This window comes from Bradyrhizobium sp. dw_411, from assembly GCF_018449695.1.
In the GTDB taxonomy this organism is placed as follows: Bacteria; Pseudomonadota; Alphaproteobacteria; order Rhizobiales; family Xanthobacteraceae; genus Bradyrhizobium.
Genome location: NZ_JAAVUY010000006.1, coordinates 370,965 through 388,220 on the forward strand (window position 1 = coordinate 370,965; position 17,256 = coordinate 388,220).

Consider the following 17,256-nt stretch of genomic DNA (forward strand, 5'->3'; position numbering starts at 1 on the left):
TTTTCCATGTTCGAGACCTTGCGACCGCGCTGCATCGGCATCATTGTTTAGCCGCGTTGCAGCGTGACAAGGCGCCTCGTGTGCGCGCATACGTCGCATCTCATCTCTCGAAATGAAATCTGGAATGTACAAGCTCTATTCAATGCAGCGCTCCGGCAACAGCTACAAGGTCCGCCTTGCGCTGGCGTTTCTGAACGCGCCCTACCACGCAATCGAGATCGACATTCTGCATGGCGAAAGCCGCACGCCGGATTTTCTCGCGATGAATCCCAGCGGCCAGGTCCCGCTGCTCGAAGTTGCCGAGGGACGCTACCTCGCCGAATCCAACGCCATTCTCTGGTATGTCGCCGGCGGCACCCCGCTTGCACCCGACACGCGGATCGAACGTGCCGAAGCACTGCAATGGATGTTCTTCGAACAGCATGCGCTGGAACCGAATATCGGCGCCGCCTATTTCTGGCTGTCGCTGGTCAGGGGTGGACGCGACCTGCAAACCCACGCGCTGGAAGACTGGATGGAGCGCGGCTATGCCGCGTTGCAGGTGATGGAAAATCACCTCAAGACCCACGAATATTTCGCCGCGGGCCAGCTTACGGTCGCCGACATCGCGCTCTACGGCTACACCCATGTCGCCGACCGCTGCGACTATGATCTCGCGACCTTCCCGGCGATCCGCGCCTGGCTGCGGCGGGTCGAACAGACCCCCGGCTTCGTCGCGATGGACTGGCGCCCTGGCACCGCGGTCGACGAATCGGCCGGCATCGCCGCCGAGGTTTAGCTGCCAGTTCCGATTCTCGCGAAACCGCACTGAACTGCCGAAATAGCGGGCATAACCTTATAAACCGCCGTCATTTGGCCATTTTCGAGCGTCTGACCGCCGCAATATTGCCGGCGATCCCGGCGATATCTCGGTGCGCTGTGGGTGATTCGCCCGCGCATTGAAGGATTTCCGGCCATGACACGGTCGCCGGGCGCAGTGGGCTTTAACGGCCGCACCGCGCCAGTTGCCTCGTCCCGACTGATCGATGCCGTCGCTGCTTCGCTCGCGATCGGCTCGCTATCCCTGTGCCTGATCGTGGCCCTCACCGTGCTGTCGATCAAGGTCAGCATGGCGATGCCTATACCGGCGTAAATCCCGGGCCCATCGCCATTTTGCGCGGCACGCCGCGACGATCAGATTCCCGATCGGATCATGATGAAGTCACCTGTTGTCATTGTCACCGCGGCCCTGACCGTGGCGATCCTGCTGGCGGCGTCGTTCCTGATCGCGACGGGAACGCGCGGCGAGAACGCGCTCGCCCACACGCCGGCGGGAACGACGCTGACATCGCCGGAGAGGTAATGCATCCCTCGGCCGTCATTGCGAGGAGCGTTAGCGACGAAGCAATCCATTCTTTCATCACGCTGTGCGATGGATTGCTTCGCGGAGCCTGTCATCGGGCGCGCCTTCGCGCGACCCGTTGGCTCGCAATGACGAGGAGGCCTCACGACCATTTGTGGAAAATGAAAAACGCCCCGGCAGCGATCAATCCAAATCCCAGCGCGTGATTCCATCCCAGCGGCTCCTTCAGGTACAGCACCGAAAAGCCGGCGAACACGATCAGCGTGATCACCTCCTGCATGGTCTTGAGCTGGGCCGCGCTGTACACCGCGCTGCCCCAGCGATTGGCGGGCACCGCCAGCCAATATTCGAAGAACGCGATACCCCAGCTCACCAGCACTGCCAGCGGCAGCCAGCTCTCCTTGAACTTCAGATGGCCGTACCAGGCGAAGGTCATGAAGACGTTGGAGGCGAACAGCATCAGGACCGGCAGGACCGACGGCGAAATGGCTGGCATGGATATCCCTTCGAAATTTCAGCGAGCGTAAAATTCCAGCGCTAACAGTTGGGCCTGGAACCGGGTTCCATCCGAAACCACTATCATTCGATCCAAAAGATCGGAAAGCCGCACCAAATCAGTCAACCGTTCTTTAGGGACATTGGAGGAAAGCCCACCGCCTATGCAACCAACTGTCACGCCGGAGGACTTATTCTCGTGGAAAAGCGGGAACAGGCATGCAGTTCAACTGGCGCGCGATCTCCGGTCCGGCTCTCACCGCAATGACGGCATTGATCGCCATTCTTGCCGATCATCGTCTCGCTGCCGTTCCCAACCCTGCGCCGTTGTTCATTTGCATTGTCGCGTTCGCGGCCTCGCTCAGCGGCCTGGCCTCGGGCATGGCCAGTGCCGCCATCGCGGTGGCTTGCTCGGCGCTGTTTTTTCTCAATCACCGCGCCACGCCCGGCTACGACACATCCGATCTCGTTCGACTGGCGATGCTCGCGGTGACCGCGATCGGCACCGCCGCGATCACCGGCCTGCTGCGTAAAAGATTGATGGACGCGTTTGCGCTGGAGCGCAGACAATACGCCATCGCCGAACGCCTGTCGGCGGCGCTAGATCAGGTCGACATCGGGATCGTTCTGCTCAACACCGACACCCGCGCCGAATTCATCAATCGCGCCTTTCGCGATTATTTTTCGCTCTCCGACGCCAAGGCCGACAGCAAGCCGCCGTTTATCGCGCTGATGTATCACGGCCGCGACAACGGCGCGTATGAAATGCCGGAAGAGGAACTGAGCGCCTTCATTGCGGAGCGAACCGAGATGATGCGCGTCGGCGATTCCACGCCGATCGATATCAATCTCACCAATGGCAAGGTGCTGCGCTTTGCCTGCACCGCGCTGCCCGACGGCGGACGCATGCTGAGCTACACGCCGGTGACCGATCTCGTGCGCCACACCGACGACCCCGCCGATACCAGCTATTATCAATCGCTGCGTGGCGGCGGCGATCGCGGCCTCACCCGGCATTTGCGCGCCGCGGAATAAGCGCGTGCACGCCACGCACCAGAACCACCTGTGGATAAGTCCCCCTGTCATTGGTACGTAACAATACGGGCCTAGCTTTCGATCGCGTCTGATCAGCCCCCCGTCGCAAGATCACACGCCCCCAGCGGTCCCCGTCAGTCGCCGCGTCTGACCGGGGCCGCATTTTTTTGACCCACTTCAGATTCGATTGTACCGCAACTTGCGTCTCGCAGGCGAGCGCGAGAGAATGCGACCGAACCGGGGACTTCCGACATGAAAAACAGATCCGGGATTCGGTTGGCGCCGTGACAAACCGGTTAGAAAACGCGCGATTGGAAAGCACCACGCCGGAAAGCGCCGGCCCGCGCCGCCTCGCCTGTTCCGGATGCGGAACGGCGTTCACCTGCAACGTCGGGGTATCCTGCTGGTGTGCCGAAGAAACCTTCATCCTGCCGATGCCGGCCGACGGCGGCGATTGCCTGTGCCGCGACTGCCTGCGAAAGATGGCGGGACAAGTTTGATTCTACCGCCGTCATTGCGAGAAGCGAAGCGACGAAGCAATCCATCTTCCAACTTGCCCCGCCGGGCGATGGATTGCTTCGCTTCGCTCGCAATGACGCGGAGGGGCCGGAGCGACGAAAACTGGAGCCCAGCCTACGTCCACCCCATCAATGAAACCTGTCCCGCGGCCGCTCGGTCGGTGCCCGCGGATCGGTCGCGGGTGTCGCGGCGGCCCTTATTTCTTCCGGGGTCACCTTGCAATCGCCGTTCTTGTCGAACCGCAGAATGAATACGCTCGGCTTTTCGACGAACTCGCCGCGCGAGATCTTGCCGTCCTGGTTTTCATCGAAATAGCCGAAGTCGGCGTCCGCCAGAGTCGGATCGGCTTTCTTGACCGCGTCGAACTCGGCCCGGTTGAGATTGCCGTCATGATTGCGATCGGCCGATTTGAACAGCCGGTCCATAAAGACTTTCCATTCCTCGCAGGTGTAGACGCCGTCGTGATTGGCGTCCCAGATCGGCGGCCCGTTGTTGAGCATGGCGTCCGGCCGCGGAGCGGGGGACTGGGCAAAGGCGAGAGGTCCTGTCAGCAACAGCCCGATCGTGATGCCGATCCTGAACATGGATTTTCCGAGCGACACTTCTCTCTCCTGTCTTCGCGGTCAGCATGGGCGCTGATGATTGCGGAGGCGCAAGGTATCGAGAAACAAACCCGACACATTCCTCCATGCGTGCGAGATTATACATTGCGCTGACGCGTTGAAACCTTTTCCGCATCGCGGCGTTCGCGTGCTTCATCACAACGAAGCGCGCAAAAATATATTATTTATTTATGTTGCTGATGATTGCCGACCCGGATCACATGCGGCGCGAGCGCTACACATCAAATCCCGGCGATTTCCCCGCCATGCCGTCGAAGGCGTCGAGCAATTTTTCGCGCCACGCATAGACAGCGTCGTTCTCGGCCAGCAGTTTGAACGGGCTGACAACGCGCGCCCACTGGAATCCGCCGAACACGATGTAGTCCGCATAGTTCGGCTTGGCGCCACCGAGAAAAGGCTGGCTTCGCAGCGTCAGCCGCAGCGGATCGAGCGCGCGGCGAAAACCTTCGACCGAAGTGTCGCGCGCGGCGGCAAGTTCTTCCAGGGTTTTGCCGAATCGCGCCTCGCGGCTTTGACGGAAATAGGTCGCATCCATCGGTTTCAGCAGCGCGGGAATATCCGCCACGATCAACGCCGCCAGAGTGCCTACCGTGACGAGATCGCCCCACCAATTGATCATGCGGCCCATCGCGCGACCGCCCTCGCCGCCGAACAGCGACGGCCGGTCCGGATAGCGATCCTCGAGATAATTGGCGATCGCCCAGGAATCGGACACTGAAGTTTCGCCGTCGATCAGCACCGGGACCTTCTCGGAATTGTGCGGAGCGATCGCCTGCTTTTCAGTGAAGCACCAGGGAATGGTTTCGGCGCCAAGTCCCTTATGCGCCAGCGCCATCCGGGTTCGCCAGCAATACGGGCTGAACGGACGCGTTGCGTCGGCGCCGACCAGTTCGAAGAGTTTCAGGGACATCGATGTGGCCTTCGGCAGTACTGCTCGCCTCAACTTCGTATCGTCATTGCCGGACTTGATCCGGCAACCCACCCTTCTTCAAGAAGATGGATACGCGGGTCAAGCCCGCGTATGACGACCTGTATTATCCTCGCTCTACTTCACCACCGCCGCGGTCTGGCCGAACAGCAGCTTGCGCTCCTCCTCGGTGCGGATCGAGGGCTGGCCGAAATTCGGGTTGACCTCCTTGGCGAGCGCGTAGGCGCGCACCGTGGCCGGCCGCTCCCGGATGGTCTCGAGCCAGCGCTTGAGATGCGGGAAGTCGTCGATGTTCTGGCCCTGGTTGGCGTAGGGCACGACCCACGGATAGCTCGCCATATCGGCGATCGAATAATCGCCGGCGATGAATTCGCGGTCGGAGAGCCGCTTGTTGAGCACGCCGTAAAGCCGGTTGGTCTCGTTCACATAGCGATCGATCGCGTATGGAATCTTGTCCTGGGCGTAGTTGCGGAAGTGATGGGTCTGGCCGGCCATCGGCCCGAGCCCGCCCATCTGCCAGAACGTCCATTGCAGCGCGTCGTAGCGGCCGTGCAGATCGGACGGCAGAAATTGGCCGGTCTTCTCGGCGAGATATTGCAGCATCGCGCCGGACTCGAAAATCGAGATCGGCTTGCCGCCGCCTTTGGGCTCGTGATCGAGCAGCGCGGGAATGCGGTTGTTCGGCGCGATGCTAAGGAACTCCGGCTTGAACTGATCGCCCTTGCCGATATTGATCGGGAAAATCTTGTACTTCAGCCCGGTCTCTTCCAGAAAGATCGTGATCTTGTGGCCGTTCGGCGTGGTCCAGTAATACAGATCGATCATCGGCGCGTTCCCTAGACGAGAGAATCCATGCATCGCGAAATGGATGCGGATGCATGAACTTTGTCACGCCGCCTCAACGAGTCAATCGCATCGGCCCTAATAACGGGAAGGTGATGGCAGCCATGCCGGAACGGCGGGCTCAGTTCATGCGGCCATGGGCACGCAGCCATTTTTCGCCCTGTTCCGTGACGATCACGACCATCCCGAAACCCGCGATGGTTTCGCGCGCGACATAACCGCCATCGGCCGCGTCTTCCCAGATCGTCAGCCGCGGGCAGGAGGTGCGCCAGGTCGCGACCACCTCGGAATAGAGCCGCGGCTCGCGCGCGATCCATTCGATGAAATCGAGCACCAGCGGATCTGCGACCTCGGCCATCGGTTGCGCCCTCATGCGTTGGCTTGCCAAGGCTGTCATGGCCCGGCTTGGACCAGTTTCGCAAACTGAGTTATCTTTGCCTGGCATCAGTTTTCCTGAGGGTATATGCGGCGGCTCCTGTTTCTCAACGGCATCCGGGCGTTCGAGGCCACGGCGCGAAGCGGAAGCTTTGCCGGCGCCGGCGCGGAGCTCAACGTGTCGGCCGCCGCCGTCAGCCGGATGGTGCATCTGCTGGAACAGCGCCTCGGCGTCGCGCTGTTCGAGCGCAAGTCGAACCGGCTGGCGATGACATCGGCCGGCCGCGCCTATCAGAGCGGGTTGACGCCGATCTTCGACGCGCTGGCCAGTCTGACCGCGCAGGTCACGGCGCCCTCAAGCGTCCGGGTGCTGACCATCGGCGTCGGGCCAACGTTCGCGATGCGATGGCTGATCCCGCGGCTGGCGGATTTTCAGCGCGAGCAGCCCGATATCGAGGTGCGCATCACCACCGGAGGTGCGGCGGCGCCGTTCGGCGACGACTGGAGCTGCGGCATCAAGCTCGGCGACGGCGCCTGGCCCGATCTGGTCGCCGAACCCTTGTTCGCCGCCGATCTGTTGCCGGTATGCGCGCCACGGCTGGCCGCGCAATTGAAACGTCCCGGCGATCTCAGGGGGCCGAGCCTGCTGCGCGTCGCGCATGCCGCTGAAGACTGGCCATTATGGCTGAAAGCCGCCGGAGCCGGAAGGGTGACGGCGCGCGGACCGGAATTTCAATATTACGGCCAGACCCAGCAGGCCGCCGCCGACGGTCTCGGCGTCGCGATGGGCATCCGGCCCTATATCGACGACGATCTCGCCGCCGGCCGGCTGATCGCGCCGTTTGCGCTGACGGTGCCGAAGGGCATGCGCTGGTATCTGGTCTATCGCGATTTTCGCACCGAACAGCGCGACTTCGCCGCGTTCCGGCGCTGGGTCGTCCGCGCCGCCGCGAGCCCGGTCGCGCCCGGCAAATCGGCCGGTAAAGTTAGCCGGTAATGAAAATACCCCCGGAGATGTGAACCAGCTCACAGTCGTTTTTGCAGCCGTGTGGTTTTCTCTGGTTCCCGGAATCAGTGGAACCTGCGACATGATCTATGATGGCTTTCTCATTATGACGTTCGAGGCCGGAAGAAGCCTTTGGCACGCCAAAATCCGGCGCGCGGATCTGAAACCGGTCATCATCGATGGCGTATCGTTTCCCGAACTCGAAGTCGGTTTCGCCTGGTCCGATCCCCACGCGGCGATCGAGGATGCCAAGACCCGCATCGACTATCTCAACCAGCGCTGCGCCAATGTCGATCTGATGCGGGAGACTGCACATGCGTGAATCCGACGCCAAGCCGTCCGCCGCTGTGCGATCCAACTGCCCGGAATGCGATGCCGGCCTGAAAGTCCTGAGCATCATTTCGGGGCGGGCCGGATCGGAATACTGGACCATGCGATGCACCAAATGCGGCGGCATTCACCTCGATATCGTCAAGGGTGCGGCGCCGAATTCTTCCTCGCCGTCTCCATCGCCCGCGGCTTAGTTGATCTCCAATTCATCCTTCGAGACGCATCGCTTTCGCGATGCTCCTCAGGATGAGGACTCACTCCCTCATGGTGAGGAGCCGCGAAGCGGCGTCTCGAACCATGAGCGCCACAAGACGGCCCAGCTCAACATCACCCTTCAAACGCCTTCGAAATCGCTGCCTGCGCGTCCTGCTGGATTTGCCGTAAATGCGCTTCGCTGCGGAAACTCTCGGCATAGATCTTGTAGACATCTTCGGTGCCGGACGGCCGCGCGGCGAACCAGCCGCTGTCGGTCGAGACCTTGATGCCGCCGAACGCCTGACCGTTGCCGGGCGCTGATGTCACCGCCGCACGCACCGGCTCACCCGCCAACTCTTTCATCCCGAGCTTCTCGCCGGTGAGCGCCTTCAGCAAATTCTTCTGCGCGGACGACGCCGGCGCATCGATCCGCTCATAATAGGGCACGCCCAACTCGTCGGTCAGCTCAGTGAAGAGCTGGCTCGGATCGAGCTTCGTGCGCGCAGTCATCTCAGCCGCCAGCAGGCCGAGAATCAGACCGTCCTTGTCGGTGGTCCACACCGTGCCGTCCTTGCGCAGGAACGAAGCGCCGGCGCTCTCCTCGCCTGCGAATCCGAACCCGCCGCCGATCAGGCCGTCGACGAACCATTTGAATCCCACGGGCGTCTCGACCAGATCGCGGCCGAGTTTCTTCGCGACGCGATCGATGATCGCGCTGGAAACGATGGTCTTGCCGACCGCGCTGCTCTTGCTCCATTGCGGACGGTGCGCGAACAGATAGGCGATCGCCGCGGCCAGATAATGATTGGGATTCATCAGGCCTTTGGAGCGCGTCACGATCCCGTGCCGGTCGGCATCGGTGTCGTTGGCAAAGGCGACGTCGAACCGGTCGCGCATTCCGATCAGCCGCGCCATCGCATAGGGCGATGAGCAATCCATCCGGATCTTGCCGTCCCAATCGACAGTCATGAAACGGAATGTCGGATCGACCGCGTCGCTGATGATGGTCGCGTCGAGGCCATAGCGCTCGATGATCGGCTGCCAGTAGCGAACCGCAGCTCCCCCTAGGGGATCAATGCCGATTTTGACGCCCGCGCTCTTGATCGCCTCCATGTCGACCACATCAGCCAGATCGGCGACATAAGGCCCGATGAAATCGTAGCGATGCACGCAGGACGCTTTGCGCGCGCGGTCATAGGGCATGCGTTTGACACCGCGCAGCCCGTCTTCGAGGTAGCCATTGGCGGCGCGCTCGATCCCCGACGTGATGTCGGTATCCGCCGGGCCGCCATTGGGCGGATTATATTTGAAGCCGCCATCCTCGGGCGGATTGTGCGACGGCGTGATCACGACGCCATCGGCATGGCCGTGCTCGCGGCCTTTATTGTAGGTCAGGATCGCATGCGAAATCACCGGCGTCGGCGTGTAGCCGTCGTGCTGGTCGATCATCACCTCGACGCCGTTGGCGGCAAATACCTCAAGCGCGCTCGCGACCGCCGGCTCCGCCAGTGCATGGGTGTCGATTCCGATGAACAGCGGTCCGGAAAGACCGACCTTGTGCCGGTGATCGCACAGCGCCTGGCTGATCGCGACGATATGTGCCTCGTTGAACGCATTATTGAGCGCGGAGCCGCGATGCCCCGAGGTGCCGAACGCGACCCGCTGCGCCGGTATCGCCGGATCCGGCTGGCCGGCAAAATAAGCCGTCACCAATCGCGGAATATTCGCCAGCATGGCGGGATCGGCGGGCTTGCCGGCGCTCGGATTGATTTTGGCGGACACGGGGATTCCTTCATGCGTCAGAAACGATCCGGCGCGGCATTGTAGATAGGTTTTGTAAGGCAGAACAAGGGAGGCTCAAGCCTCTTGCCGTCATTCCGGGATGGTGCGTTAGCACCAGACCACAGATGCACAATTGTGCATCGGGGAATCTCGAGATTCCGGGTTCGATGCTTCGCATCGCCCCGGAATGACGAACTCATCGTCCTTCGAAACAACGTCCCTTACTGACCTCTGCTGACAAGCAACGCAGCTCCTCACAGCGGGTTCCGAGCGCGGCACCTTCAAAGTTCTTTACCCTTTTCTATCCCCCTGACTCATCCCATATTCCCGATATGGCGAAGAACCCCGACACTCCGAAAAAACCCGCAAAATCCCCAAAGCCGAAGACGCCGAATTCGAAGGCATCGCGGCCGGATGTGCAGCCGATCGGGCCGGCGCTGGCGGAACTGCTCAATCCCGCGATCAATCGCGGCGAAAGCGGGCTGGGCTCATCGACCGGATTGCAGCCGCCGCCGGATAATTCCTGGGACCGCCGGGCCAATGGCGAAGCCGCCGCGCACCGCGCAAGGGCGTCGACCCCGAAAAATTTCCCGCAAAGCGCCGCGGACCCCTATCCGATGCCACTGCGGCAAAATCCGCAGCCGGCGGGTGCACGGTCAAAGGCAAAATCTTCTTCCTCCCCTCCTCCCGCGCGCGAAGCGCGTGGCGGGGAGGGGTCGGGGGTGGGGGGTGCGTCAGCAAACTCGCCGTCGACAGCGGAGCGAATTGATAGACCCCCCACCCCCGACCCCTCCCCGCCGCTTCGCGGAGGGAGGGGGGAAGAAAGCCGCGGCGCGGGCGGAGCAGAAAGCCGCGGAGGGAGCGGAGAGCAAAAAACCGGCTTCGGCGAATCCCCGCAGCGGGAATTTGCGCCGGCGAATTACAACACCGCCGCGACCATCCCCACGCTCGATCCCGAACTGGCAAAGCAATTCGGCTTCACCACCGAAGAGGAAGACGCCGCCGCGCTGGCGCGGCCGCCGCGCAACAAGATGGAGGCGCTCGGTGTCGCCGCGACCGCCGATGCGTTGGAAAGCCTGATCCGCGAGGGACGTCCCGAATTCAAGGGCGACGACGGCCAGGTGAAGATCTGGACACCACACCGCCCGCCGCGCCCGGAGAAATCCGAAGGCGGCGTGGAATTCGTCATCAAGTCCGAATATGAGCCGAAGGGCGACCAGCCCGTCGCGATCAAGGAACTGGTCGAGGGCATCAAGCGCAACGACCGCACCCAGGTGCTGCTCGGCGTCACCGGCTCCGGCAAGACCTACACCATGGCCAAGGTGATCGAAGCGACGCAACGCCCCGCCATCATCCTGGCGCCGAACAAGACGCTGGCGGCGCAGCTCTATGGCGAGTTCAAGAGCTTCTTCCCCGACAATGCCGTCGAATATTTCGTCAGCTATTACGACTACTACCAGCCCGAGGCCTATGTGCCGCGGACCGACACCTACATCGAAAAAGACTCTTCCATCAACGAGCAGATCGACCGCATGCGCCATTCGGCGACGCGGGCGCTGCTCGAACGCGACGACGTCATCATCGTCGCCTCGGTGTCGTGCATCTACGGTATCGGCTCGGTCGAAACCTACACCGCGATGACCTTCGCGCTGAAGAAGAACGAGCGCATCGACCAGCGGCAATTGATCGCCGATCTCGTGGCGTTGCAATACAAGCGCACCCAGGCCGATTTCACCCGCGGCACGTTTCGCGTGCGCGGTGACGTCATCGACATCTTCCCGGCCCACTATGAAGACCGCGCCTGGCGCGTGAACCTGTTCGGCGACACCGTCGAGAATATCGAGGAGTTCGATCCGCTCACCGGCCACAAGCAGGACGAGCTCGAATTCATCAAGATCTACGCCAACTCGCATTATGTGACGCCGCGGCCGACGCTGGTGCAGGCGATCAAGTCGATCAAATCGGAATTGAAGCTGCGGCTGGATGAGCTCAACGATCAGGGCCGCCTGCTGGAAGCGCAGCGGCTGGAGCAGCGCACCACCTTCGATCTCGAAATGATGGAAGCCACGGGGTCCTGCGCCGGCATCGAAAACTATTCGCGCTACCTGACCGGACGCCGGCCCGGCGAACCGCCGCCGACGCTGTTCGAGTACGTCCCCGACAACGCGCTGGTGTTCGCCGACGAGAGTCACGTCACGGTCCCCCAAATCGGCGGCATGTTCAAAGGCGACTTCCGCCGCAAGGCGACGCTGGCCGAATACGGCTTTCGCCTGCCCTCCTGCATGGACAACCGACCGCTGCGCTTCGAGGAATGGGACATGATGCGCCCGCAATCGGTCGCAGTCTCCGCCACGCCAAGCGCATGGGAGCTGAACGAGAGCGGCGGCGTGTTTGTCGAACAGGTGATCCGCCCCACCGGCCTGATCGACCCGCCGGTCGATATCCGCCCGGCGCGCACGCAGGTCGACGATCTCGTCGGCGAGGTCCGCGCCACCGCGCAGGCCGGCTATCGCAGCCTGATCACAGTGCTGACCAAGCGCATGGCGGAAGACCTCACCGAATATCTGCACGAACAGGGCATTCGCGTGCGCTACATGCACAGCGATATCGACACCATCGAGCGCATCGAGATCATCCGGGATTTGCGGCTTGGCGCGTTCGACGCGCTGGTCGGCATCAACCTGTTGCGCGAAGGCCTCGACATTCCCGAATGCGCGCTGGTCGCGATCCTCGATGCCGACAAGGAAGGCTTTCTGCGTAGCGAAACCTCGCTGATCCAGACCATCGGCCGCGCCGCGCGCAATGTCGACGGCCGGGTGATTCTGTATGCCGATGCGATCACTGGCTCGATGGAGCGCGCGATCGCCGAGACCGACCGCCGCCGCGAGAAGCAGGTCGAATACAACACCGCCAACAACATCACGCCGGAGAGCATCAAGAAATCCATCGGCGACATCATGAACAGCGTCTATGAGCGCGACCATGTGCTGGTGGAAATCGGCGACGGCGGCATGGCCGACGATGTCATCAGCATCGGACATAATTTCGAAACCGTGCTGGCCGATCTCGAAACCAGGATGCGCGAAGCCGCCGCCGATCTGAACTTCGAGGAAGCCGCCCGCCTGCGCGACGAAGTCAAACGCCTGCGCGCCACCGAATTGGCCGTGGTCGACGACCCCACCGCCAAGCAGCGCACCGTGCAAGGCAAAGCCGGTGCCTATGCCGGCGCGAAGAAATATGGCGAAGCCGCGAATTTGCCGGCCAGCGCGATGAAGAAACGCGGCGGTGCTTCGCGTGGCGGAGCGTCAGCGCGCGCCAGTGCCTCTTCTCCCTCCCCCCTTGCGGGGGAGGGTCGGGATGGGGGCGCAACGAGTCCCGGCCCATCCAAAGTCCACAAACCCCATCTCGACGAAATGCACGGCCCGGAATCCCTGCCCTTCCGCCCCGGCCGCGCCCCCACGCGCAAACCCGCGCCCGAGCCCACCAGCCCCGGCAGCAAAATCTTCCAGCCCACCGACTCGCGCCAGTCCGGCCCCGAATTCGGCCCGAGCCCGCGCTCCTCCGGCGGCGCGCCGGGACATCGGGGCGGATGGAAGAAGCGGTAGCGGCCGCAACGCGGCAGCCCAAAATATCCAATGCAAAACACCTCTCTCCGCATGCGCGGAAAGAGGTGCTTACGCTCAGTCATTGCTGACCGATTGCTACTCCCTGAAAGTAGTCGTTGCGGTTCGACCCGTCATAGACGCCCGATTTCAGGCAACAGGCTTTGAAACCTGTAGCCCGAGCCACATGGGCACAGGTCGTTGCGACCGAGTTTTTCGAGCAACTCAACGTCGCCATGGACGAAACGCCGCCCGCGTTTGACATGGGTTTCTGAAGGGTATGACTTCCGCCGCTTACGCGTAATGCTGAAAGCTGGGGAGGTTTTCGAGATTGCGATATTTGCGCATGACACACCTCCGTCAATAGAGACACGGCCTTTTGCCGCGCCGCGTTGCTATCACTTATGTGGCGAACCGCAAACTCATTTGGATAGCAATTGCTTTCGACATTACGCGCCGAGGAATGACAAAAAATGGAAAATTCTTTTTTGGCATCAACGTGATTCCACCTGTCCAGTTGGACGCGCGGAAATAAACTCCTTCGCGTTTCCACCCAAATCAATTCAGAATCCGCGCTGTCTCGTCCCACTCGAGGGGCGTATCGCGATCGTCACGGACGCGGGGCGGGATGCGGTGGACGCGGATGCGCCTTTGACGAATGGCGCTGAGGCGGACGGCGAAGTCGTGTGGTCCTGACGCCTCGACGCTGGCGTCAAGTTTTGCGGAAGTGTCCGCGAGGCGACGGTGGCAAAAGAGCCCGATCGCCGGGGAGAGCGCGAAGTAAGCCGTAAACCATTGCGTGGGGAATGCCGGGTGTTTCCGGTGTGACCTGACTAACGCGTGTGCTTTTTACTCACGACTTTCGCACATGCGGCAGCGGGCGCACCAGGCGCCCGGCATTCCCCGCGCCCTCTCTGGGGCGGAAGTTTCCAGGCATAATCCGGGCGCGATGCGCCGCGGGAATGCGGAGATGTGTCTCCGCGTCATTGCGAGCGCAGCGAAGCAATCCCATGGCGCGACAAAAAGAAAGTAAGGGTGGATTGCTTCGCTGCGCTCGCAATGACGAACTTAAAATCTTTGGCTGTTTGAAATTTGAATCAGAAGTAATGCATCCACCAATGCGTCGTCCCGGCCTTGTGCGCAATTGCGCACTAGGCCGGGACGACGACGTTGAGAGAGATTGCGCCTACGAGAGACGTCGCGCGCAACGCGCCTTACAGCTTCTCCTGCCCCGCCGGGGCCTGCCCCTGTTGCTGCTGCCGTTGCAGGTCCTGCTGCCTGGCGTGGCGGCGGCCGTAGATGCAGCCGGCGACGGCGCCGAGTACGGCGTGATGGCCGGCATAGTGGCCGGCGACGCCGCCGACCGCCGCGCCCTTCAGGCAGCCCTTGGCATCGGCGGAAGTCGAAGCCAGCGCGAGCGTTGCGACGGCGAATACAACGGCAATCGTCTTCATTATAGTCCCCTTGAACAGCGTGACCGATGCGACCGGGTCGCACCGCGAACAAACAATCGCGGAGCGGCGATCCCGTTCCATCGTATCGTTCGCGAGGGGCAAATAGGAGGGCGCGGGGGTGTTTCAAGGGGCGACTACCGTCGTCGCGGGTGTGACGGATCGATATAAAGCCCCGGCCGCTCAACACATACAGCTCGTCATACGCGGGCTTGACCCGCGTATCCGTCTTCTTCGAAGAGGATGGATTGCCGGGTCATCTGGCGCGAAGACGCGCTTCGCGCTTTTGCCCGGCAATGACGGCTATCGCACGCTCCACTCAATTCAGCTTCTTCCCGCCCTCCGTCACGCCATCGAGAAACGCGCCCGTCTCGCGGTTGAGAAACTCGACATCAGCAGGTCCCGCGCCGCCGGCGGAGGCGTGGCCGGTGACAGTGCCGGGGCTGATCGTCATCCTTTTCACACCAACGATATTCGCGCCCATCGTGACCGGCTCGAATTCCGGATTGAGCAGATCCTTGGTGCCGGTGAGGATCAGCGTTTTGGCCTTGATCGAGGCCAGCGCCTTGGCGGTGTCGCCATTAAAACCCGGCGTGGTGCCGACGTCGTGCCGCTCATAGGCCCAGGTCTGGTAGATCCAGTCATTGGCGTCGAATGCCTTCATGACTGCGGTCTCCTGCGCTTCCATCCAGGGCAGCACATCCATGCCGTTCTTGAACTGCGCGGAATAAATATCGGGCGTGCGCGCCGCCAGCAGATTGAGAATGTCGCGCCACAGCCGCACGCCCTTTTCCGGCGGCGCGTCGTAATTGCCGTCCTTCCAGGCCGGATCGGTCATGATCGCCTTGCGGGTCGCTTCCAGCACCGCGACGCTCCAGGCCGGCGTCTTCGCCAGCGGCACCATCGCCACCAGCGCATCCATGGTGTCGGGATGGCTGACGCCCCATTGCAGCACCTGCATGCCGCCCATCGACGGACCGACCACGGCGACGACATGATCGATGCCGAATTTTTCCTTCAGCAGGCGATATTGCGATTCCACCATGTCGCGGATGGTGAATTTCGGAAAGCTCATACGCGGCTGCGCTTTGGAATTGCTCGGCGACGTGGTCAGCCCGTTGGAGATCGCATCGGTGCAGATGATGAAATACTTATCGGGATCGAGCGCCTTGCCGGGGCCGATCATGAAATCGATGCGGTGATGATTGCCGCCGACCGCCGTCACCATCAGGATGACGTTGGATTTTTTGGCGTTCAATGTCCCGTGAGTAACATAGGAGATCGAGAAATCCTTGATTGCCTCGCCGCTTTCCAGCTTGAGATCGCCTTCGCTATAGAGCTGGTGCGGTGCTTGCTGCGGCGTGTGCGCCAGGGCAGATAGCGCGGGAAGCAGCGACAGCAACAAGCCTGCCGCCGCGACATGTGCAATGCGTTTCAAGTTTTCCCCCATCGGATTGCGAAGGGACTTTTGATCGGCCGCCCTCCTGGCCCCGACGATACGGTGGCGCGCGGCGACTGTGAAGCACCCGCGATCCTGCCGCGGCGTTCCACCGCCTGACCGTAAGATGCCGGATGGGTTGCAGGTCACCGCGCGACGGACGTGATGCTGCTTTCGTCGCATTTCTGATTTTGCGAACTACAGCGGAAATACATCTCATGGTTGAAGTTGCATTTCATGGTTGAGAATTCATTTCGAACCTCACCCCCAAAAATAGTCACTCACATCAGGGCATCTGCGACGCTGGGAATTTATTGCCGATTGAACGCCACGCAATTCTGTTCACAATGGAACCCGCAATGGGAAGGCCAGTCGGGCCCAACACCGACGGAGAAAAAATGATCGAGAACCTTCACCGGCAGCGCGTTCTGAATTTTCTCGACATGTTTTCCAACGGCGATCTCGAAGCAGCGCTCTCCCGCTGCACCGACGATATCGAATTTTTCAGCAACGCGCCGATCGATATCCTGCCGCATATGGGCCTGCGTCACGGCAAGGCCGATCTCCTGGATATGTGGAAAACCGTGCACGCCCGTTATTCCAACATGCGCTACGAGATACCGATCCTGATCGCCGAAGGCGACCAGGTCGCGGCGAATATCCGCGCCTTCTTCCGCAAGCGCAGCAACGACCGCGTCGTGCAGTTCGATATCGCGACGTTCTATACCCTGCGCGAGGGCCGCATCGCGCGGATTCGCGAAATCATGGATACGTTCGACCTGGTCGCGCAGGTGCTTGAACGCGATCTCGCCGCCCTTCTGGCGGCAACCGGCCCCGACAAGACATAGCCGCGGCCGCGTCGTCGCCTCCACTGCATGGAAACGCGTTGAACCTTGCGGCGCCCTGCGGTGACCAAACGGGAGGTCTCGCGGCATCTTTTTGCCGGGATCCCTGCTGGTTGTCGGTTGGGCGAAAACACATCCATGAAAATCGCGTTGCTGGCGTTGCTCGGTCTGGTGTTAGGCGCGCTCGGCGGGGCGGCGCTGGGAGTCGGCGCCGGCCTGGCCTGGGTCGAGATCTTCAAGACCTCGAACTTTGAAGGCTACAGCGGCATGCTGGTATTCTTCACCTTCATGCCGCTCGGCGCCATGATTGGCGGCCTCGGCGGCGCGCTGATGTTCGGTGTGATCGCGATCCGCGACAACGAAATCGCCGTTAGCCGGGAGCCCATCGGCCGATCCGATCGGTAATTCAGGGCTGTCAGCATTTGTCCAATGCAAAATTGCACATTG

At 61.7% G+C, this 17,256-nt stretch carries 20 protein-coding genes; 11 read left to right on the forward strand and 9 right to left on the reverse strand.

Annotation, left to right across the window (positions count from 1 at the left end; all coding sequences use genetic code 11):
* Positions 1 to 124 precede the first annotated feature (124 nt).
* From HB676_RS12975 to HB676_RS12985, 3 genes are all read left to right on the forward strand, one after another.
* Complete coding sequence (locus HB676_RS12975) at positions 125 to 778, forward strand: glutathione S-transferase family protein (RefSeq protein ID WP_213738184.1); 654 nt, start codon at positions 125 to 127, stop codon at positions 776 to 778.
* Between the two features lie 177 nt (positions 779 to 955).
* Positions 956 to 1,132 carry a hypothetical protein gene (locus HB676_RS12980; protein WP_213738185.1) on the forward strand — a complete coding sequence of 59 codons (177 nt, stop codon included), beginning with the start codon at positions 956 to 958 and terminating at the stop codon, positions 1,130 to 1,132.
* A gap of 60 nt (positions 1,133 to 1,192) precedes the next feature.
* Positions 1,193 to 1,342 carry a hypothetical protein gene (locus HB676_RS12985; RefSeq protein ID WP_213738186.1) on the forward strand — a complete coding sequence of 50 codons (150 nt, stop codon included), beginning with the start codon at positions 1,193 to 1,195 and terminating at the stop codon, positions 1,340 to 1,342.
* Between the two features lie 142 nt (positions 1,343 to 1,484).
* Here HB676_RS12985 and HB676_RS12990 read toward each other — a convergent pair whose 3' ends face one another.
* Positions 1,485 to 1,838: a DMT family protein gene (locus HB676_RS12990; protein WP_213738187.1), complete on the reverse strand. Its 354-nt coding sequence runs from the start codon at positions 1,836 to 1,838 to the stop codon at positions 1,485 to 1,487.
* 218 nt (positions 1,839 to 2,056) lie between these two features.
* Between HB676_RS12990 and HB676_RS12995 the strand changes: the two genes are divergently transcribed.
* Positions 2,057 to 2,872 (forward strand): PAS-domain containing protein, encoded by an 816-nt coding sequence (locus tag HB676_RS12995; protein ID WP_213738188.1) that lies wholly within the window; start codon positions 2,057 to 2,059, stop codon positions 2,870 to 2,872.
* Positions 2,873 to 3,156: 284 nt separating this feature from the next.
* A complete protein-coding gene (locus tag HB676_RS13000; protein WP_346347329.1) occupies positions 3,157 to 3,372 on the forward strand; it encodes a hypothetical protein in 216 nt (71 codons plus the stop codon).
* A 147-nt stretch (positions 3,373 to 3,519) separates the two neighbouring features.
* On the opposite strand, the gene HB676_RS34235 is transcribed toward HB676_RS13000, so the two are convergent.
* The 4 genes from HB676_RS34235 to HB676_RS13020 all read right to left on the reverse strand — a co-directional run bounded on the left by HB676_RS34235 (position 3,520) and on the right by HB676_RS13020 (position 6,143).
* The gene (locus HB676_RS34235; RefSeq protein ID WP_213738189.1) at positions 3,520 to 3,993 is read right to left on the reverse strand and encodes an EF-hand domain-containing protein; all 474 of its coding nucleotides are present in this window, start codon (positions 3,991 to 3,993) and stop codon (positions 3,520 to 3,522) included.
* A 235-nt stretch (positions 3,994 to 4,228) separates the two neighbouring features.
* A complete protein-coding gene (locus tag HB676_RS13010; RefSeq protein ID WP_213738190.1) occupies positions 4,229 to 4,924 on the reverse strand; it encodes a glutathione S-transferase family protein in 696 nt (231 codons plus the stop codon).
* Between the two features lie 135 nt (positions 4,925 to 5,059).
* Positions 5,060 to 5,767, reverse strand: coding sequence for a glutathione binding-like protein (locus HB676_RS13015; protein WP_213738191.1), 708 nt, complete (start codon positions 5,765 to 5,767; stop codon positions 5,060 to 5,062).
* 139 nt (positions 5,768 to 5,906) lie between these two features.
* On the reverse strand, positions 5,907 to 6,143 hold the full coding sequence (locus HB676_RS13020) for a hypothetical protein (RefSeq protein ID WP_213738192.1): 237 nt from the start codon (positions 6,141 to 6,143) through the stop codon (positions 5,907 to 5,909).
* Positions 6,144 to 6,248: 105 nt separating this feature from the next.
* On the opposite strand from HB676_RS13020, the gene HB676_RS13025 reads away from it, so the two are divergent.
* The 3 genes from HB676_RS13025 to HB676_RS13035 all read left to right on the forward strand — a co-directional run bounded on the left by HB676_RS13025 (position 6,249) and on the right by HB676_RS13035 (position 7,690).
* On the forward strand, positions 6,249 to 7,157 hold the full coding sequence (locus tag HB676_RS13025) for a LysR substrate-binding domain-containing protein (RefSeq protein ID WP_213738193.1): 909 nt from the start codon (positions 6,249 to 6,251) through the stop codon (positions 7,155 to 7,157).
* 91 nt (positions 7,158 to 7,248) lie between these two features.
* Positions 7,249 to 7,488 carry a hypothetical protein gene (locus HB676_RS13030; protein WP_213738194.1) on the forward strand — a complete coding sequence of 80 codons (240 nt, stop codon included), beginning with the start codon at positions 7,249 to 7,251 and terminating at the stop codon, positions 7,486 to 7,488.
* Positions 7,481 to 7,690: a hypothetical protein gene (locus HB676_RS13035; protein WP_213738195.1), complete on the forward strand. Its 210-nt coding sequence runs from the start codon at positions 7,481 to 7,483 to the stop codon at positions 7,688 to 7,690. Before HB676_RS13030 ends, HB676_RS13035 begins: the two co-directional genes overlap by 8 nt.
* Before the next feature lie 133 nt (positions 7,691 to 7,823).
* Here HB676_RS13035 and pgm read toward each other — a convergent pair whose 3' ends face one another.
* Positions 7,824 to 9,473 (reverse strand): phosphoglucomutase (alpha-D-glucose-1,6-bisphosphate-dependent), encoded by a 1,650-nt coding sequence (pgm, locus tag HB676_RS13040; RefSeq protein WP_213738196.1) that lies wholly within the window; start codon positions 9,471 to 9,473, stop codon positions 7,824 to 7,826.
* Between the two features lie 332 nt (positions 9,474 to 9,805).
* Here pgm and uvrB point away from each other — a divergent pair, with 332 nt between their 5' ends.
* The gene (gene uvrB, locus HB676_RS13045) at positions 9,806 to 13,078 is read left to right on the forward strand and encodes an excinuclease ABC subunit UvrB (RefSeq protein WP_213738197.1); all 3,273 of its coding nucleotides are present in this window, start codon (positions 9,806 to 9,808) and stop codon (positions 13,076 to 13,078) included.
* Positions 13,079 to 13,209: 131 nt separating this feature from the next.
* Here uvrB and HB676_RS34240 read toward each other — a convergent pair whose 3' ends face one another.
* The 3 genes from HB676_RS34240 to HB676_RS13060 all read right to left on the reverse strand — a co-directional run bounded on the left by HB676_RS34240 (position 13,210) and on the right by HB676_RS13060 (position 15,964).
* The gene (locus HB676_RS34240; protein ID WP_346347331.1) at positions 13,210 to 13,428 is read right to left on the reverse strand and encodes an SEC-C metal-binding domain-containing protein; all 219 of its coding nucleotides are present in this window, start codon (positions 13,426 to 13,428) and stop codon (positions 13,210 to 13,212) included.
* An 861-nt stretch (positions 13,429 to 14,289) separates the two neighbouring features.
* Positions 14,290 to 14,529: a hypothetical protein gene (locus HB676_RS13055; RefSeq protein WP_213738198.1), complete on the reverse strand. Its 240-nt coding sequence runs from the start codon at positions 14,527 to 14,529 to the stop codon at positions 14,290 to 14,292.
* Positions 14,530 to 14,845: 316 nt separating this feature from the next.
* Positions 14,846 to 15,964, reverse strand: coding sequence for an alpha/beta fold hydrolase (locus tag HB676_RS13060; RefSeq protein WP_249780211.1), 1,119 nt, complete (start codon positions 15,962 to 15,964; stop codon positions 14,846 to 14,848).
* 398 nt (positions 15,965 to 16,362) lie between these two features.
* On the opposite strand from HB676_RS13060, the gene HB676_RS13065 reads away from it, so the two are divergent.
* Positions 16,363 to 16,812: a nuclear transport factor 2 family protein gene (locus tag HB676_RS13065; protein ID WP_213738200.1), complete on the forward strand. Its 450-nt coding sequence runs from the start codon at positions 16,363 to 16,365 to the stop codon at positions 16,810 to 16,812.
* A gap of 135 nt (positions 16,813 to 16,947) precedes the next feature.
* The gene (locus HB676_RS13070) at positions 16,948 to 17,214 is read left to right on the forward strand and encodes a hypothetical protein (protein WP_213738201.1); all 267 of its coding nucleotides are present in this window, start codon (positions 16,948 to 16,950) and stop codon (positions 17,212 to 17,214) included.
* The last annotated feature ends 42 nt before the right edge of the window (positions 17,215 to 17,256 follow it).

Bases quoted from the DNA above. Each gene is read 5' to 3' on its own strand.
- HB676_RS12975 (WP_213738184.1), top strand. From the start codon at position 125: ATGTACAAGCTCTATTCAATGCAGCGCTCCGGCAACAGCTACAAGGTC.
- HB676_RS12980 (WP_213738185.1), top strand. From the start codon at position 956: ATGACACGGTCGCCGGGCGCAGTGGGCTTTAACGGCCGCACCGCGCCA.
- HB676_RS12985 (WP_213738186.1), top strand. From the start codon at position 1,193: ATGATGAAGTCACCTGTTGTCATTGTCACCGCGGCCCTGACCGTGGCG.
- HB676_RS12990 (WP_213738187.1), bottom strand. From the start codon at position 1,838: ATGCCAGCCATTTCGCCGTCGGTCCTGCCGGTCCTGATGCTGTTCGCC.
- HB676_RS12995 (WP_213738188.1), top strand. From the start codon at position 2,057: ATGCAGTTCAACTGGCGCGCGATCTCCGGTCCGGCTCTCACCGCAATG.
- HB676_RS13010 (WP_213738190.1), bottom strand. From the start codon at position 4,924: ATGTCCCTGAAACTCTTCGAACTGGTCGGCGCCGACGCAACGCGTCCG.
- HB676_RS13015 (WP_213738191.1), bottom strand. From the start codon at position 5,767: ATGATCGATCTGTATTACTGGACCACGCCGAACGGCCACAAGATCACG.
- HB676_RS13020 (WP_213738192.1), bottom strand. From the start codon at position 6,143: ATGGCCGAGGTCGCAGATCCGCTGGTGCTCGATTTCATCGAATGGATC.
- HB676_RS13025 (WP_213738193.1), top strand. From the start codon at position 6,249: ATGCGGCGGCTCCTGTTTCTCAACGGCATCCGGGCGTTCGAGGCCACG.
- HB676_RS13030 (WP_213738194.1), top strand. From the start codon at position 7,249: ATGATCTATGATGGCTTTCTCATTATGACGTTCGAGGCCGGAAGAAGC.
- HB676_RS13035 (WP_213738195.1), top strand. From the start codon at position 7,481: ATGCGTGAATCCGACGCCAAGCCGTCCGCCGCTGTGCGATCCAACTGC.
- uvrB (WP_213738197.1), top strand. From the start codon at position 9,806: ATGGCGAAGAACCCCGACACTCCGAAAAAACCCGCAAAATCCCCAAAG.
- HB676_RS13055 (WP_213738198.1), bottom strand. From the start codon at position 14,529: ATGAAGACGATTGCCGTTGTATTCGCCGTCGCAACGCTCGCGCTGGCT.
- HB676_RS13065 (WP_213738200.1), top strand. From the start codon at position 16,363: ATGATCGAGAACCTTCACCGGCAGCGCGTTCTGAATTTTCTCGACATG.
- HB676_RS13070 (WP_213738201.1), top strand. From the start codon at position 16,948: ATGAAAATCGCGTTGCTGGCGTTGCTCGGTCTGGTGTTAGGCGCGCTC.